At 65.5% G+C, this 14,137-nt stretch carries 14 protein-coding genes; 6 read left to right on the top strand and 8 right to left on the bottom strand.

Annotated features, from left to right (window positions below):
• Positions 1-33 precede the first annotated feature (33 nt).
• From ABB26_RS09010 to rpsU, 5 genes are all read right to left on the bottom strand, one after another.
• Positions 34-525, bottom strand: coding sequence for a protein tyrosine phosphatase family protein (locus ABB26_RS09010; RefSeq protein ID WP_057633346.1), 492 nt, complete (start codon positions 523-525; stop codon positions 34-36).
• 22 nt (positions 526-547) lie between these two features.
• Positions 548-2,281: a DNA primase gene (gene dnaG, locus ABB26_RS09005; protein WP_057633345.1), complete on the bottom strand. Its 1,734-nt coding sequence runs from the start codon at positions 2,279-2,281 to the stop codon at positions 548-550.
• Between the two features lie 172 nt (positions 2,282-2,453).
• Complete coding sequence (locus ABB26_RS09000) at positions 2,454-3,350, bottom strand: YihY/virulence factor BrkB family protein (protein WP_057633344.1); 897 nt, start codon at positions 3,348-3,350, stop codon at positions 2,454-2,456.
• Positions 3,351-3,570: 220 nt separating this feature from the next.
• Positions 3,571-4,017 carry a GatB/YqeY domain-containing protein gene (locus ABB26_RS08995; protein WP_057633343.1) on the bottom strand — a complete coding sequence of 149 codons (447 nt, stop codon included), beginning with the start codon at positions 4,015-4,017 and terminating at the stop codon, positions 3,571-3,573.
• A gap of 144 nt (positions 4,018-4,161) precedes the next feature.
• Positions 4,162-4,377, bottom strand: coding sequence for a 30S ribosomal protein S21 (rpsU, locus tag ABB26_RS08990; RefSeq protein WP_002808376.1), 216 nt, complete (start codon positions 4,375-4,377; stop codon positions 4,162-4,164).
• A 122-nt stretch (positions 4,378-4,499) separates the two neighbouring features.
• Here rpsU and tsaD point away from each other — a divergent pair, with 122 nt between their 5' ends.
• From tsaD to ABB26_RS08965, 5 genes are all read left to right on the top strand, one after another.
• Positions 4,500-5,543 carry a tRNA (adenosine(37)-N6)-threonylcarbamoyltransferase complex transferase subunit TsaD gene (gene tsaD, locus ABB26_RS08985; protein ID WP_057633342.1) on the top strand — a complete coding sequence of 348 codons (1,044 nt, stop codon included), beginning with the start codon at positions 4,500-4,502 and terminating at the stop codon, positions 5,541-5,543.
• Between the two features lie 135 nt (positions 5,544-5,678).
• Positions 5,679-6,038 (top strand): dihydroneopterin aldolase, encoded by a 360-nt coding sequence (folB, locus tag ABB26_RS08980; protein WP_057633341.1) that lies wholly within the window; start codon positions 5,679-5,681, stop codon positions 6,036-6,038.
• Between the two features lie 122 nt (positions 6,039-6,160).
• Positions 6,161-7,417 (top strand): mechanosensitive ion channel family protein, encoded by a 1,257-nt coding sequence (locus tag ABB26_RS08975; protein ID WP_057633340.1) that lies wholly within the window; start codon positions 6,161-6,163, stop codon positions 7,415-7,417.
• Between the two features lie 88 nt (positions 7,418-7,505).
• A complete protein-coding gene (locus tag ABB26_RS08970; RefSeq protein WP_057633369.1) occupies positions 7,506-9,680 on the top strand; it encodes a glycoside hydrolase family 3 N-terminal domain-containing protein in 2,175 nt (724 codons plus the stop codon).
• Between the two features lie 131 nt (positions 9,681-9,811).
• A complete protein-coding gene (locus tag ABB26_RS08965) occupies positions 9,812-10,309 on the top strand; it encodes a CcdC protein domain-containing protein (protein WP_057633339.1) in 498 nt (165 codons plus the stop codon).
• A 37-nt stretch (positions 10,310-10,346) separates the two neighbouring features.
• Here ABB26_RS08965 and ABB26_RS08960 read toward each other — a convergent pair whose 3' ends face one another.
• On the bottom strand, positions 10,347-11,504 hold the full coding sequence (locus ABB26_RS08960) for a PQQ-dependent sugar dehydrogenase (protein ID WP_057633368.1): 1,158 nt from the start codon (positions 11,502-11,504) through the stop codon (positions 10,347-10,349).
• A 158-nt stretch (positions 11,505-11,662) separates the two neighbouring features.
• Here ABB26_RS08960 and ABB26_RS08955 point away from each other — a divergent pair, with 158 nt between their 5' ends.
• Positions 11,663-11,911: a YiaA/YiaB family inner membrane protein gene (locus tag ABB26_RS08955; RefSeq protein WP_425477253.1), complete on the top strand. Its 249-nt coding sequence runs from the start codon at positions 11,663-11,665 to the stop codon at positions 11,909-11,911.
• Positions 11,912-11,989: 78 nt separating this feature from the next.
• Here ABB26_RS08955 and ABB26_RS08950 read toward each other — a convergent pair whose 3' ends face one another.
• Together ABB26_RS08950 and ABB26_RS08945 are read right to left on the bottom strand one after the other, a co-directional pair.
• Positions 11,990-13,282, bottom strand: coding sequence for a dicarboxylate/amino acid:cation symporter (locus ABB26_RS08950; RefSeq protein WP_057633337.1), 1,293 nt, complete (start codon positions 13,280-13,282; stop codon positions 11,990-11,992).
• 56 nt (positions 13,283-13,338) lie between these two features.
• Positions 13,339-14,046, bottom strand: a complete 708-nt coding sequence (locus ABB26_RS08945; RefSeq protein WP_245626179.1) for a L,D-transpeptidase family protein — start codon at positions 14,044-14,046, stop codon at positions 13,339-13,341.
• Positions 14,047-14,137: the final 91 nt, after the last annotated feature.

The raw sequence follows: 14,137 nt of genomic DNA, 5'->3' as shown, positions 1-14,137 counted from the left end.
CCTCCTCAGGCGGGGATGGGGCGGGGTGCCCGGTCAGGGCGTTGGGTTCTCCAGCGCGGCACGTGCAGCCGGTTCCAGCGAGGTCATGCCGGCGTCGCGGCCCAGCTGCAATGCCGCATCAAGGGGGGCGCCTTCCAGGCGTGCATTGATGAGCGACAGCAATGCCCCGGCGCGGTTGCCCGAGGCGCAATGCAGCAGGGTCCTGCCATCGTCCTGCTTGAGCAGGCGCTGCAGGGCGCGCGCGTTGTCATCGGTAATGCCACTGGCGCCGGCAATGGGCAGGCGCACATAACGCAGCCCGAGCTGTTCGGCCAGGGCGGCTTCGTCATAGCCGCGATCTTCGTCGGGCTGTCGCAGATCGATGACGGTGGTGACGCCGTTGGCGGCGGCATCACGCAGTTGCTGCGCGCTGGGTTGGCCGGCGGTAAAGAGATCGGGACGTGGCTGCCGCAGCGTGGTTTCGCCGGCAAGCGTGGCGCTGGATGCAAGCAGGAGGAGCAGCAGGAACGGTCGGTAGGCGGTCATCGTGCTCTCCTCGGAGTGTGGCTCAGCGCATGCCTGCGCGTGCCTTGAGCAGTTCGCGCAGTTCGTATTTGTCGGTGTCGTCCAGGCCTTGCTGGCGCTGTTTGGCCTGCAGTTCATCCAGCCGCTGCTGCAACAGCTGCTTTTCGAGCTGGTTGATGGCGTCCTGCAGTTCCTGTGCCCAACTGGCTTCATCGCCAGGCAGGTCCATGGCAGCCAGCTTGTGCAGCGCGGCCTGTTCTTCGCGCTCGTTGAAATGTTCCAGCAACGCACCGGTGCTGATGTCCGGGCGTTGCTGCACCAGTTCCAGCAGCTCCAGCAACAGCTCGATGCCGGGCAGGCGCAGGCCGCCGATGGCGTGGTGACTTTCCAGGTTCATCGCCAGCGACGGCTGCTGCAGCAGGATGGCGATGGCGGCGCGCACCAGGCTGCGCTTGGCCACCGGCGCGACGTTGGCGCGCGATGGCGCACGCGTGGCGGAGGGTGCTGCCACGGCGCGGTTGCCAATGCCGGTCAGGCGCGCAAGCTCCTGCTTCATCAGGTCGCCGAAGGCACCATCGGGAATCTGTGCCAGCATCGGCTTGGCGTGCTCGGCCAGGCGTGCCTTGCCATCTAGCGTACCGAGGTTGATCTCGCGGCTGAGTTCGTCGAAGAAGAACTGCGACAGTGGCGTGCCCTGCTTGAGGCGCGCATCAAACGCTTCGGCACCTTCCTTGCGCACGATGGTGTCGGGGTCTTCGCCGTCGGGCAGAAACAGGAAGAACGCCTGGCGCCCGTCCTTCATGCGCGGCAGTACCGATTCCAGTGCCCGCCAACCGGCGCGCCGGCCGGCGGCGTCGCCGTCGAAGCAGAAGTACACATCCGGCGCGTTGCGGAACAGCAGCTCGGCATGATCCGGCGTGGTCGCCGTGCCCAGCGTCGCCACCGCCTGGGTGACGCCGAACTGGAACAGCGAGACCACATCCATGTAGCCCTCGACCACGATCAGGCGTTCGATCTTCTGGTTGGCCTGGCGCACCTGCCACAGGCCGTACAGCTCGCGGCCCTTGTGGAACAGCGCGGTTTCCGGCGAATTGAGGTACTTGGGGCCGTCGTCCTTTTCCATGACGCGGCCACCGAAGGCGATGACGCGGCCACGGCGATCGAAGATCGGGAACATCACCCGGTCGCGGAACTTGTCGTAGACATGGCCGCGGTCATTCTTGGAGAACAGGCCGACGCGCTCGAGCAGCTTCAGGCGTCGTTCGTCCTTGCCCAGCGCATCCTTCAGCGCGCTGTAACCGTCGGGTGCATAACCGATGGCGAAGCGCGCGCGGGTGTCGGCATCCACGTCACGGCCGTCGAGATATGCGCGGGCCTTGTCGCTGCTTTCCAGCTGTTTCTGGAAGAAGCGGCTGGCGGCATCCAGCGCCGAGTACTGGTCGCGGCTGTCGTCCTGCTGCTGCGGCGTGCGGCTGTTGGTCTCGCGCGGTATTTCCATGCCCGCGCGCTTGGCCAGTTCGTCCACCGCATCGAGGAATTCGAGGCGGTCGTAGTTCATCAGGAAGCTGATCGCGGTGCCATGCGCGCCACAACCGAAGCAGTGATAGAACTGCTTGGTCGGTGAGACGGTGAACGAGGCCGAGCGCTCGTCATGGAACGGACAGCGAGCGGAATATTCCTTGCCCTGGCGTTTGAGCGGCACGCGCGTGCCGACCACCTCGACAATGTCGGTGCGGGCAAGCAGGTCGTCGATGAACGCGTCGGGGAGTCGAGCCATGCGGCAATAGACAGCGCCGCCAGACGGCGGGGCACAACAAGGATGGGTGGGAAGTGTACTAGCCTGCGTCGGTGCTGGCTGGGCGGGTGCCCAGGTCAACGGCAACTGCAATGGTTCCCGGGTCCTCCCCATCGCCTTCGGCGCAAGGGAAGGCGGGGCAGCGGCAAGCCTTTCAGTCCTGGATGGGGGAGTCGTCGGGCATCACTACCCGCTCCCTGCGCGCCTGCGCACGTTCATCAATCACCGCGGTGATCAGCGCGCCGCCAAAGAACACCACGCTGGCGTAGTAGATCCACACCAGCATGATCACCAGCGTGCCCATCGAGCCGTAGGCGCTGCCGGGTGCGGCGTTGGCGATGTACAGGCCGATGCCATAGCGGCCCAGCACGAACAGCACGGCGGTGATGGCGCCACCCACGAATGCCTGGCGCCAGCTGACCGCACGGTCGGGCAGGTAGTGATAGAGGAAGGCGAAGCCGAGCGCGTACAGCAGCACGGTGGTTACGTATGCCACTGCCGGCAGTACCGAGGGCAGGTGCGCGAAGATCACCTGCAATGCGGTGGTGGCGACCATCGACACGATCAGCAGGAAGCCCAGTGCCAGCACCACGCCAGCAGAGAACACGCGCTTCTTCAGCCAGCCGACGATGCCTTCGAAGCGTCTCGAATCGGAGTGGAAGATCAGGTTCAGTGCCGCCTGCAGCTGCGCGAACACCACCGTGGCGCCGACGAACAACAGCAGCAGGCTCCACAGGCCGGCCAGTGAGCCCAGGTCCGGCTGTGCCGTGGCATTGGCGATGACGGTCTGCGCGACCTGCGCCACGCTGGGGCCGGCCAATGAGGCGATCTGCTCGATAAGCGCCTGCTGCGCCGGCGGATACAGCGAAGCGGTCAGCCACAACAGCAGCACCAGCAGCGGGGCCAGCGAGAGCAGCGTGTAGAACGCCAGCGAAGCTGCCTGGGTCATCACATCGGTTTCGACGAAGCGCCGCATCAGGGCGGCAGGCAGGCTTTGCTGCAGTTTGTCGAAACGGGAGCGCAGGGAGTCGATGGACGTACGGCCTTGCATGCGGAGGGGGTCGCCTTTGAGGTGTGGTGATGCGGACGTTGTAGTGGAAAGCGGCTTCTGCGCAGGTGAAGGTGAACTGTGGCCAGCCACTGCGGGAGCGGCTCCTGGTGTCCTTTACATCCCTCGTGTTTCGCGGCCGAGCACGCTCCTGCGCGGGGCGTTGGAACGACGAGGCCCGCTTGGGGCGGGCCTCGTTGCGTGCGGCAGTGGCGCGGCTGGATCAGCCGCCCAGGGCCTGCTTGACCAGCTTGGACACCAGGCCCATGTCGGCCTGGCCGGCCAGCTTGGGCTTGAGCACGCCCATCAGCTTGCCCATGTCCGCGGCGCTGGCGGCGCCGGTTTCGGCGATGGCGGCGGTAACGGCGGCCTGGATTTCGGCTTCGCCCATCTTGGCCGGCAGGTAGCGCTCGATCACGACGATCTCGTCGCGTTCGATCACGGCCAGGTCTTCACGGTTGGCCGCTTCAAACTGGGTGACCGAGTCCTTGCGCTGCTTGACCATCTTGTCGAGCACGGCGATCACATCGGCGTCGCTCAGCTCGATGCGCTCGTCCACTTCACGCTGCTTGATGGCGGCGTTGATCAGGCGGATCACGCCCAGGGAGTGCTTGTCGCCGGCCTTCATGGCGGCCTTCATGTCATCGGTCAGCTGTTGCTTCATGCTCATGGATCACCTCGTGTCGGGATCGGATTGCGGTTGGAACGACGGATTCAGGTATGTCGGGAACGCAAAAAGCCGGCTACGCTTGCGCGTGCCGGCTCTCACTCCAGTACGGAAGGCCGAAGCCCTCCGTTCAGGAGTCGCGTCCGATCAGTACAGGCGCTGACGCTTGGTGACGTCGCGCGAGGAACGACGCAGCTGGCGCTTGACGGCAGCAGCGGCCTTGCGCTTGCGTTCCTGGGTCGGCTTTTCGTAGAACTCGCGCTTGCGGGTTTCGGCCAGCACGCCGGCCTTTTCGCAAGTGCGCTTGAAGCGGCGGAGAGCAAACTCGAAGGGCTCGTTCTCGCGGACTTTAACGCTGGGCATGGAATCTCCGGGACACAATGAAACCGGGTCACGCCCGGCGAGCCGCGCATTATAGTCCCTTTGAAAATGGGTGCAAGTCCCCCGGGGTTTGCGGAGGGACGGGAGAGGTCCACAATGGCCGCATGAAAGTTCTCGGCATTGAATCATCCTGTGATGAGACCGGCGTAGCGGTCTATGACACGGCCCTCTCCGGCGCGGCGGCGCTGCGTGCGCATGCGGTTTACAGCCAGATCGCACTGCATGCTGAATACGGCGGCGTGGTGCCGGAGCTGGCCAGTCGCGATCACGTGCGCAAGACCCTGCCGCTGATCCGGCAGACCCTGGACGAGGCCGGCATCGCCATCTCCGAAATCGATGGGGTGGCCTATACGGCCGGCCCCGGTCTGGTTGGTGCGCTGCTGGTCGGCGCCGGGGTGGCGCGCTCGCTGGCCTGGGGTCTGGATGTGCCGGCCATCGCGGTCCATCACATGGAAGGCCACCTGCTGGCGCCGCTGATGGAAGACGACCCGCCTGCGCCGCCGTTCGTGGCGCTGTTGGTATCGGGCGGGCATACCCAGCTGATCGCGGTGGATGCCATCGGCAAGTACCGCCTGCTCGGCGAAACGCTGGACGACGCGGCCGGTGAGGCCTTCGACAAGACTGCCAAGATGATGGGCCTGCCGTACCCGGGCGGCCCGCAGCTGGCCAGACTGGCCGAGGCCGGGACACCGGGGCGCTTCAAGTTCGCGCGGCCGATGACCGACCGCCCCGGTTTGGATTTCAGCTTCTCCGGGCTCAAGACCCAGGTGCTGTTGGCCTGGCGCGACAGCGACCAGAGCGAGCAGACCCGCGCCGATATCGCCCGCGGTTTCGAGGATGCGGTGGTCGATACGCTGGCCATCAAGTGTGGCCGCGCGCTGGATGCGGCCGGTTGCGACGTCCTGGTGGTGGCCGGCGGTGTCGGCGCCAACAAGCGCCTGCGCGCCAAATTGCAGGATGCGGCGCAGCGTCGTGGTGGCCGGGTTTGTTTCCCGCGCCCGGAACTGTGCACCGACAACGGCGCGATGATCGCCTTCGCTGGTGCGCTGCGGCTGCAGGCCGGCCAGCGCAGCCCGGCCGAGGTCAAGGTCACCCCGCGCTGGGACATGGCGTTGCTGCCGCCGTTGGTGGCGGAGAGCGCGGAGTAAGAGCAGGGAGCAGGGAATGGGGATTCGTGGCGGGTGTGGCGCTGTCTGGCCTGCTGCTTCGTGCTTCCGATCCCCCGCTTTTAACGCCCCTGCACTTACCATTGCCTGTTTCCCAATACCGGTTCCCCGTTTTACATGGACAAAGTATTCATCGAAGGGCTCGAAATCGACGCCCTGATCGGCATCTACGACTGGGAGCGGCGCATCCGCCAGACGCTGGTGTTCGACCTGGAAATGGGCTTCGACAACCGCAAGCCGGCGGCGACCGATGACATCGCCCATACCCTCAATTACAAGGCCGTGAGCAAGCGCCTGATGGAATTCGTGCGCGGCTCCGACTTCGGCCTGGTGGAGACGCTGGCCGAGCGCTGTGCGCAGATCGTGCTGGACGAATTCAACGTGCAATGGCTGCGTTTGAAGCTGAGCAAGCCCGGCGCGGTGCGCGGTGCGCGTGCGGTGGGTGTGATCATCGAGCGCTCGCGCGCTGCCGAGTAATTCTTTGGTGGTGACCCTGAGCGGCGGCGAGCGCTGTCTGTCGCCAGGCGCGTGCGTGGTATTCCGTGGCCGCTGGTTGTACGGGCCGCGGATGAAAACCGAAACATGAGGAACGAAAACCGATGGCAGTAATGGGAATCCGCTGGCTGGCTCAGCTGGAAGACACGTTGGCGCCGTATCCGATGGCGTACCCGGCGCTGGTGCTGGCCGCGCTGGTGCTGGTGGCGTGGCTGGCCAACTTCATCACCAAGCGCATCCTGCTCGCGGGCCTGCATCGGGTGATCGAACGCTTCTCCGGCCCGGAGCGCGATACCCGGCAGTCGCTGCGGGTGATCGCACGGCTGGCCAACATCGTGCCGTCGGTGGTGCTCGCTGCCGGCCTGAGCATCGTGCCGGAACTACCGCCGGGACTGGTCGCAGGGCTGAAGGCGTTGTGTCACGCATGGACCGTGCTGACCATCGCGCTGGCGATGTCGCATGCGCTGGACGCTTTCAACGACTTTTACGAGCGCCGCGCCGACGCGCGCAACAAGCCGATCAAGGGCTACCTGCAGGTGGCCAAGATCGTGGTGTTCGTGGTGGCCGGCCTGTCCATCGTGGCAGTGCTGGTCGGGGTGGAACTGCTGCACCTGATCACCGGCCTTGGCGCGGCCACGGCGGTGTTCATGCTGATTTTCCAGGACACCATTCTGTCGCTGGTGGCCAGTGTGCAGATCAGTGGCGATGGCCGCGTGCGCATTGGTGACTGGATCGAGATGCCCAGCCAGAACGCCGACGGCGACGTGATCGACATCGCGCTGCATACCGTCACGGTGCAGAACTGGGACAAGACGGTTACCACCATTCCGACCAAGAAGCTGGTGACCGAATCGTTCAAGAACTGGCGTGGCATGCAGGAAGCGGGTGGGCGACGGATCAAACGATCGATCTACCTGGACCAGCACAGCGTCCGCTTCGTGGATGCGCAGGGGCTGCAGCGATTGAGCCAGTTCGCGCTGCTCGACGACTACCTCGCCGGCAAGCAGCAGGAGCTGCAGCGCTGGAACGCGCAGGTGGCGCAGGCACATCCGGAGCCGGTCAATGCGCGCCGGCTGACCAACCTGGGAACCTTCCGCGCGTACGTGGAGCTTTACCTGCGGCGCAACGCTGAGATCCACCAGGACATGACCCTGCTGGTGCGGCAGATGGCGCCCACCCCGCAGGGCCTGCCGCTGGAGATCTACTGCTTCACCGCCTCCACGGCATGGGCGAAGTACGAGGCGACCCAGTCGGATGTGTTCGACCACCTGCTGGCGATCCTGCCGGAGTTCGGCTTGAACGTGTTCCAGGAATCCAGCGATGCCATGTTGATGCGCGCCCGCGAGCTGCGTGAGAAGTAACGCGTGGCTGGGCACGGCCGGGGCGCCTGCTTCACGGTGGTGGCGCTAGAATCCGCGCCTTGCAAACGTTTTCAATGAAGGATTGCCGGTGGCTTCAGACCGTATCGAATCGCTGATCGCCCGGATGTCCGTCGAGGAGAAGGTCGGCCAGTTGGGGGTGTTCGCCGACATGGTTCGCCCGTTCGCGCCCGACGTGAACCCGGAAGCCAATGTGCGCAACGCCGAGCAGGTGTTGGAGCAGGTCCGTGCCGGACGGGTGGGCTCGCTGTTCAACGGCGTCGGTGCACAGGCCGGGCGCCGCATCCAGCAGGTGGCGGTGGAAGAGAGCCGCCTGGGCATTCCGGTGATTCTGGCGGCCGATGTGATTCACGGCATGCGTACGGTGTTTCCGATCCCGTTGGGTGAAGCGGCCAGCTTTGAACCGGAACTGGCCCGCCGTACCGCACGTGCCACCGCCATCGAAGCGACCGCTGCCGGTATCCATTGGACCTATGCACCGGCGGTGGATATCGCCCGTGACCAGCGTTGGGGCCGGGGCGCCGAAGGCGCGGGCGAGGACGTGGTGCTGGGCACCGCCTTCGCCGTGGCCCGCGTGCGTGGTTTCCAGGGCGATGACCTGAAGGCCGAGGACGCGCTGCTGTCCACCCCCAAGCACTTCGCCGCCTATGGTGCGGTGGCCGCCGGCATGGAATACGCGCAGGTGGATATCTCGCCGCAGACGCTGCGCGACACGCACCTGCCGCCGTTCAAGGCGGCGCTGGAGGCGGGCGCACTGAGTGTGATGAGTGCCTTCAACGACATCAATGGCGTTCCGGCCAGCGCCAATCGTGCGCTGCTCACCGAGCTGCTGCGCGATGAATGGAAGTTTGAAGGCGTGGTCGTCTCCGACTACACCGCCGACATGGAACTGATCGCCCACGGATACGCTGCCGACGAAGTGGATGCCACCCGCAAGGCCTTCATGGCGGGTCTGGACCTGAGCATGCAGAGCGGGTTCTACGACCAACACCTGGCTGGCCTGGTGGAAGCCGGCGAAGTGCCGATGGCGGTGCTGGATGCCTCGGTGCGGCGCATCCTGCGGCTGAAGGAGGCCATCGGCTTGTTCGATGACCCCTACCGTTCGCTGGACCCGGCACGCGAGGCCGATCAATCGCATATCGCCGCGCACGATGCCTTGTCGCGTGACGCCGCGCGGCGTTCGATCGTGCTGCTGAAAAACGATGCAGCCGTGCTGCCATTGAAGAAGCAGGGGCAGAAGATCGCGCTGATCGGGCCGTTCGTACAGGACCGCGACAATATCGAAGGGTGCTGGACCCTGTTCGGTGACAAGACGCGCTACGTCACCCTGGAAAGTGGTGTGCGCGCGGGGCTGGGCGATGACTCCCTTCTGGAAATCGTGCCCGGCTGCGGGTTGGAAGGTCCGCTGGACGGCGGCATCGAAGCGGCCGTGGCCGCCGCACGACGTGCCGATGTAGCGGTGCTGGCACTGGGTGAGCCGCAACGCTACACCGGTGAGGCGCAGTCGCGGGTTGAACTCACGCTGCCTCCGGCGCAACAGGTGCTGGCCGAAGCCGTGGCAGCCACCGGTACGCCGGTCGTGGTGCTGCTGCGCAATGGCCGCGCGCTGGCATTGCAGGGCGCGGTGCGTGATGCGCAGGCCATCGCGGTGACGTGGTACCTGGGTACGCAGACCGGTCCGGCGGTGGCCGATGTGTTGTTCGGCGATTACAGCCCGTCGGCGCGGTTGCCGGTGAGTTTTCCGTTGGCGTCGGGGCAACAGCCGTTCTTCTACAACCGCCCGCGCAGTGGCCGCCCGGAACTGCCGGGAATCACCGAGTTCAAATCGCGCTGGCGCGAGATTCCGGATGCGCCGTTGTATGCGTTCGGGCATGGGCTGGCTTACACCACGTTCGCCTACGATGCGCCGCGTCTGAGCACCCCGCAGCTGGATTGGGACGGTGAACTGGTCATCAGTACCACCCTCACCAACAGTGGCCGCGTGGCCGGCGAAGAAGTGGTGCAGTTGTATGTGCATGACCGTGTCGCCAGTCGCGTGCGCCCGATGCGTGAGTTGAAGGATTTCCGCAAGATCGCACTGGCCCCCGGCGAATCGACGTCGGTGCAGTTCCGCGTGCGGCGTGAGCAGCTTGCGTTCACCGGCGTGGATGGCGTGTTCCGTGCCGAGCCGGGCTTGTTCGACGTGTGGGTATGCGCCTCGTCGGCAAGCGGCGAGCCGGTGACCTTCGAACTGCTGGCGCCGTGACACGCGCCGGGTAAGCGGGCTCCCCGCAGCCCGGCGCTGATCTCACGGGTGTCGATGCAAACGGGTGACAGTTGACACATTGCAGCGGCGCACGGCCGTGTGATGCTCTGGCCATCTTATGGAGAGCCGTGATGCCCGCACCGATGCCTGTGTACCTGCCGTGGTTGATGACTGCCGGATTCGGTTGGCTTTACTACCGGCGTATCCGCCGGCATTTCGGTTGGCAGCCATGGCGCCCGGTGCGGAACGTTGTCCGCATCGTGCTGCTGTCGGTGCTGGGCCTGCTGTTGGCATGGGGAGCGATGTACATGCGACATGCGGCCCCGGGAATGATGCTCGGCGCGGTAGCGGGTATTGCCTTGGGGCTGTTTGGCTTGAAGCACACCGGCTTCAGTGCGCGTGACGGCCGGCCCGGTTACACCCCGAACCCGTGGATCGGCGGGATGCTGTCGGTGGTGCTGGTTGGCCGGTTGGCATGGCGCTGGTACAGCGGGGCTTTCAGCCAGGGAATGATGTCGGGTGGTGGCAATGTCAGCCCGTTGACGATGGGCCTGGTGGCTGCATTGCTCAGCTACGGCCTGGTGCAGGCGGTGGGGCTGGGCCTGCGGCTGCGCCGCGCCGTTGTGTAGGAGCGGCCGGGGCCGCTCCTACAAGGTGGTTTGATGGTCAGCCGGCTTTGGGCGTCAGTTTCAGCAGGCGGCCATCGCTGCCGTCTTCCAGCAGCCACAGGGCGCCGTCCGGGCCTTGTTCCACTTCGCGGATGCGGTTGCCCATGTCGAAACGCTCGGCTTCGCGTGCCTTGTCACCGTCGAATGCCACGCGCACCAGCGACTTGGACGACAGGCCACCGATGAAGCCGCTGCCCTGCCATTGCGGGAACTGTGTACCGCTGTAGATGATGAAACCTGCCGGCGAGATCACCTGACGCCAGGTCACCACCGGCGCGATGAACTCCGGGCGTGTGTCATGGTCGGGGATCGGGCGGCCATCGTAGTGATCGCCGTTGGAAACGATGGGGTAGCCGTAGTTGCCACCACGCTGGATCAGGTTCAGCTCATCGCCACCCTTCGGGCCCATTTCGTGTTCCCACAGCTTTCCATGGGCATCGAAGGCCAGGCCCAGCACGCTGCGGTGGCCCAGAGACCACACCTGGTCGGCGGGCGAACCTTGGGCGACGAACGGGTTGTCGGCCGGGATGCTGCCGTCATCGTTGATGCGGATGATCTTGCCCAGGTTGCTCTTCATGTCCTGGGCCGGGTCGAACTTCTGCCGCTCGCTGGAGCTGATCCACAGCTTGCCGTCCGGGCCGAACGCCAGGCGGTGGCCGTAGTGGCCGCGTCCACTGACCTTGGGTGTCTGCCGCCAGATCACCTGGGCGTCGCTGAGCTGGCCGCCACCGCTGGCATCGAGCTCCAGTTTGGCGCGCGCCACGGCCGCACCGCGGGTGTCGCCTTCGCCTTCCTCGGCATAGCTGTAGTAAATCCAGCCGTTGCTGGCGAACTGCGGATGCACGACCACATCGCCCAGGCCGCCCTGGCCGCCATAGGCCACGGCCGGGATGCCGCTGATCTCGCCGCGCTTGCCGCTGGCCGGGTCGAAGTGGATCAGCTTGCCGGCCTTCTCGGTGATGAGCGCGCTGCCGTCGGGCAGGAAGGTCATCGCCCAGGGCTCGTTGAAGCGGGCCGTCTCAGTGGCGGTGAACGGCCATTGCGCGGCCTTCACCGCCGCTTCGGCGGCCGGATCTGCCGGATCGGCGGAACAGGCAGAGGTGAACAGGGCGGGGGTCAGTGCCAGCGCCATGCTGAGCAGGAGGGGACGGGGCATGAGGATCTCCGGATGCAGGGAAGCGATGTCCAAGTGAGTTTTTACAGCATGAAGAGCAGCTTTGCTGGCGCTTTGGAGCAGGAGCAATTCCTGTGAGCGCCTCGCGAGGTCGGCCGGGCGGCAGCAGGCGGCGCCTTCACCTGCAAGGAAAAGGAATCATGATGAAAAAGCACGCCGATCGACCGTCCGCCGCTTTCATCGCTGCATCGTGCTGCGCCTTGTTGCTGGGTTCTGCGTCCTATCTCATCGGCCTGTTCAATGCCGAGATGCAGCGCAACGAAAAGGGCTTCCATGGCATGGCCTATGCGTTGGCGCTGTTTGGCGCGGTGGCCGTGCAGAAGAACACGCGTGACCTGATGGCAGCGGGTGTCATTCATGGTGAAGCGCCGTTGCCGTCGGAGGAATAACCGGCGCGCGGTTCGGACAAAACAAGAAGGGCGGGAGCACAGCTCCCGCCCTTCCACTTTCCATCGTCCCTGCACATTTCAACTTTCGGCGGGATGTTCCGGTTCCGTGGTGGTGCGCGTGTGCTTGGCGACGATGCCGGTGGCGGTCACGCCGCCCGTGGCGTTGCCGATGGTGCAGAACACATCGGGAATCGTGTCCACCGCCAGCAATACACCCAACGGCTCGACCGGCAGCCCCAGGCTCTGGGTGATCGGCAGGTTGTTGGTCATGAAGTTGGCCTGGCCGGGCAGGCCGGTGGAACCCATGCTGATGACCGCCGCCAGCAACACCGCCACCGCGTACTGCGAGGCGTGCACATCAATGCCGTACAGCCAGGCAATGAAACTGGCCACGGCGATGTACTGCGCCGGGCTGGTGATGCGGAACAACGACACCGCCATCGGCAGCACCAGCGCAGTCAGCGCCGGCGGGTATCCCAGGCGGTTGCGCGCGCTGTCGATCATCGCCGGCAGTGACGCCAGTGAGGACTGCGTGCTGCCTGCGATCACCTGCACCGGCACCAGCGCGGCGGCGAAGCGGCGCAGTGGTTCTCCGGCAGCAACGCGGGCCACGCCGTACAGCAGCAGCGTGATCAGGATGTAGATCACGCACATCAGCACGATGTAGTAGCCGAGCACGCCAAGCACGCTCATGCCCACCTCGGCGCAGACCACCAGCACCAGCGCGAACACCCCCACCGGCGCGGCCCACAGCACCCAGCGCACGATGGTGATCATGGTGTCGGCAATGATGCGGATGATGTCCAGGATGCGGTCGCGACGTTCCGGTTCCTGACGGCTCAACGCAAAGCCGAAGAACATGGCAAACACCACCAGTGGCAGCATCGCCGAGGACGCGGCGGCGGAGATGGCGTTGCTGGGAATCAACGAACTGATCCACTGCGCGGCGCTGAGCGGTGTGGCTGCGGCAGTCGGCGAACGCAGGGCCTCGCGGAAAGTCTGGATGGTTTCCGCATCACGCGGCAGCAGGTCCAGCAGGGCAGGGGTGATCAACGCGGAGAAGGCGGCCGAACCGACCAGCAGAACCAGGAACACGATGATCGCATTGCGCGCGGTGCGCCCCGAGGCGGCAGCGTTGCTGGCGGTATTGACACCGACAATCACCAACGCGGTGACCAACGGCACCACGGTCATCTGCAGTGCATTGAGCCAAAGCCGACCGATGGGCCGTACGACGTCAGCGACTTTCAGGGCAAGCGCCTGGTCGTAGGCGGTGAGCGACAGGCCGACGATGGCGGCGATCACCAGAGCGATCAGCACCTTGACGGGAGCGGAGAGCGTGAAACGGGAAGCTGGGGTGCGGGCGCTCATGGACGGATGCGTTTACCGGAAAGTGAAGAGGGGGCTGCGTTGCTGGGGTGCGGCGATCAACGCGCGCTGTGAGCCAGTGCCGGCAACTGCCAGTCGCGCTGAAGGCGCGTGTACTCGGCATCGGGCAACAACACGAACAGCGGCTTGGCGGTGGGCGTGAGCCAGGCCAGCAGAGCGGTCATCTGCTGCGGCTCCATCGCCGTGCAGCCGGCGGTGGCCTCGCCGGGCTTGCGCCACAGGTGGGCGAAGATGCAGCTGCCCTGGCCGGCGACGTTGGCGGGATTGTGTTCAATGACGAAGCCTTCGCGGTAGCGCAGGTCGCCGTTGTTGTGCAGATCCAGACGCATTGCTTCGGTCGAGCCCTTCACCGCATCGGTACCCACCTGTGTCGCATCGACGATGCGGTTGTACAGCGGTGATGCCGGCACATCCATGCAGTAACTGCTGGCCAGCATCGGCTGGTATGGCAGTGCACTGCCGATGTGATCGGCATAGCCGAATGCCGGGCCGATGTTGAAGATACCGGCCGGGCTGCGGCCATCGCCTTCCTGTTTCTGCGGGCCATCGTTCTGCAGCGGATGCAGGCCGATACCCCAGGCGCTGCCAGTGCGGCCCAGCGACACATTGAAACCTTCGCCATGTGCCGTCCAACCACTGCCGCTGCGCTCGAACGCCTGCAGCCGACCTGATGGTGCATCCCAGGACGGGGATGTGACCACGATCAGCTGACGCGCGTCGTGCAGCGGCGTCGCGGCGAAGCCCATGGGTGCAACCAGGACCAACAGGCAGGCCAGCGATGACAGCAGGCGCCGTGCAGTGGAGCGGAACAGGGTTGGCATGGCGGTGACTCCGGCT

This window comes from Stenotrophomonas humi (genome assembly GCF_001431415.1).
GTDB lineage: Bacteria > Pseudomonadota > Gammaproteobacteria > Xanthomonadales > Xanthomonadaceae > Stenotrophomonas > Stenotrophomonas humi.
Note: the sequence above shows the minus strand (reverse complement) of the source record. Positions and strands in the feature narration are given on the sequence as shown.

Excerpts from the sequence above, each read along its gene's own strand:
- ABB26_RS09010 (WP_057633346.1), bottom strand. The coding sequence starts at position 525 with ATGACCGCCTACCGACCGTTCCTGCTGCTCCTCCTGCTTGCATCCAGC.
- dnaG (WP_057633345.1), bottom strand. The coding sequence starts at position 2,281 with ATGGCTCGACTCCCCGACGCGTTCATCGACGACCTGCTTGCCCGCACC.
- ABB26_RS09000 (WP_057633344.1), bottom strand. The coding sequence starts at position 3,350 with ATGCAAGGCCGTACGTCCATCGACTCCCTGCGCTCCCGTTTCGACAAA.
- ABB26_RS08995 (WP_057633343.1), bottom strand. The coding sequence starts at position 4,017 with ATGAGCATGAAGCAACAGCTGACCGATGACATGAAGGCCGCCATGAAG.
- rpsU (WP_002808376.1), bottom strand. The coding sequence starts at position 4,377 with ATGCCCAGCGTTAAAGTCCGCGAGAACGAGCCCTTCGAGTTTGCTCTC.
- tsaD (WP_057633342.1), top strand. The coding sequence starts at position 4,500 with ATGAAAGTTCTCGGCATTGAATCATCCTGTGATGAGACCGGCGTAGCG.
- folB (WP_057633341.1), top strand. The coding sequence starts at position 5,679 with ATGGACAAAGTATTCATCGAAGGGCTCGAAATCGACGCCCTGATCGGC.
- ABB26_RS08975 (WP_057633340.1), top strand. The coding sequence starts at position 6,161 with ATGGCAGTAATGGGAATCCGCTGGCTGGCTCAGCTGGAAGACACGTTG.
- ABB26_RS08965 (WP_057633339.1), top strand. The coding sequence starts at position 9,812 with ATGCCCGCACCGATGCCTGTGTACCTGCCGTGGTTGATGACTGCCGGA.
- ABB26_RS08960 (WP_057633368.1), bottom strand. The coding sequence starts at position 11,504 with ATGCCCCGTCCCCTCCTGCTCAGCATGGCGCTGGCACTGACCCCCGCC.
- ABB26_RS08955 (WP_425477253.1), top strand. The coding sequence starts at position 11,663 with ATGATGAAAAAGCACGCCGATCGACCGTCCGCCGCTTTCATCGCTGCA.
- ABB26_RS08950 (WP_057633337.1), bottom strand. The coding sequence starts at position 13,282 with ATGAGCGCCCGCACCCCAGCTTCCCGTTTCACGCTCTCCGCTCCCGTC.
- ABB26_RS08945 (WP_245626179.1), bottom strand. The coding sequence starts at position 14,046 with ATGGGCTTCGCCGCGACGCCGCTGCACGACGCGCGTCAGCTGATCGTG.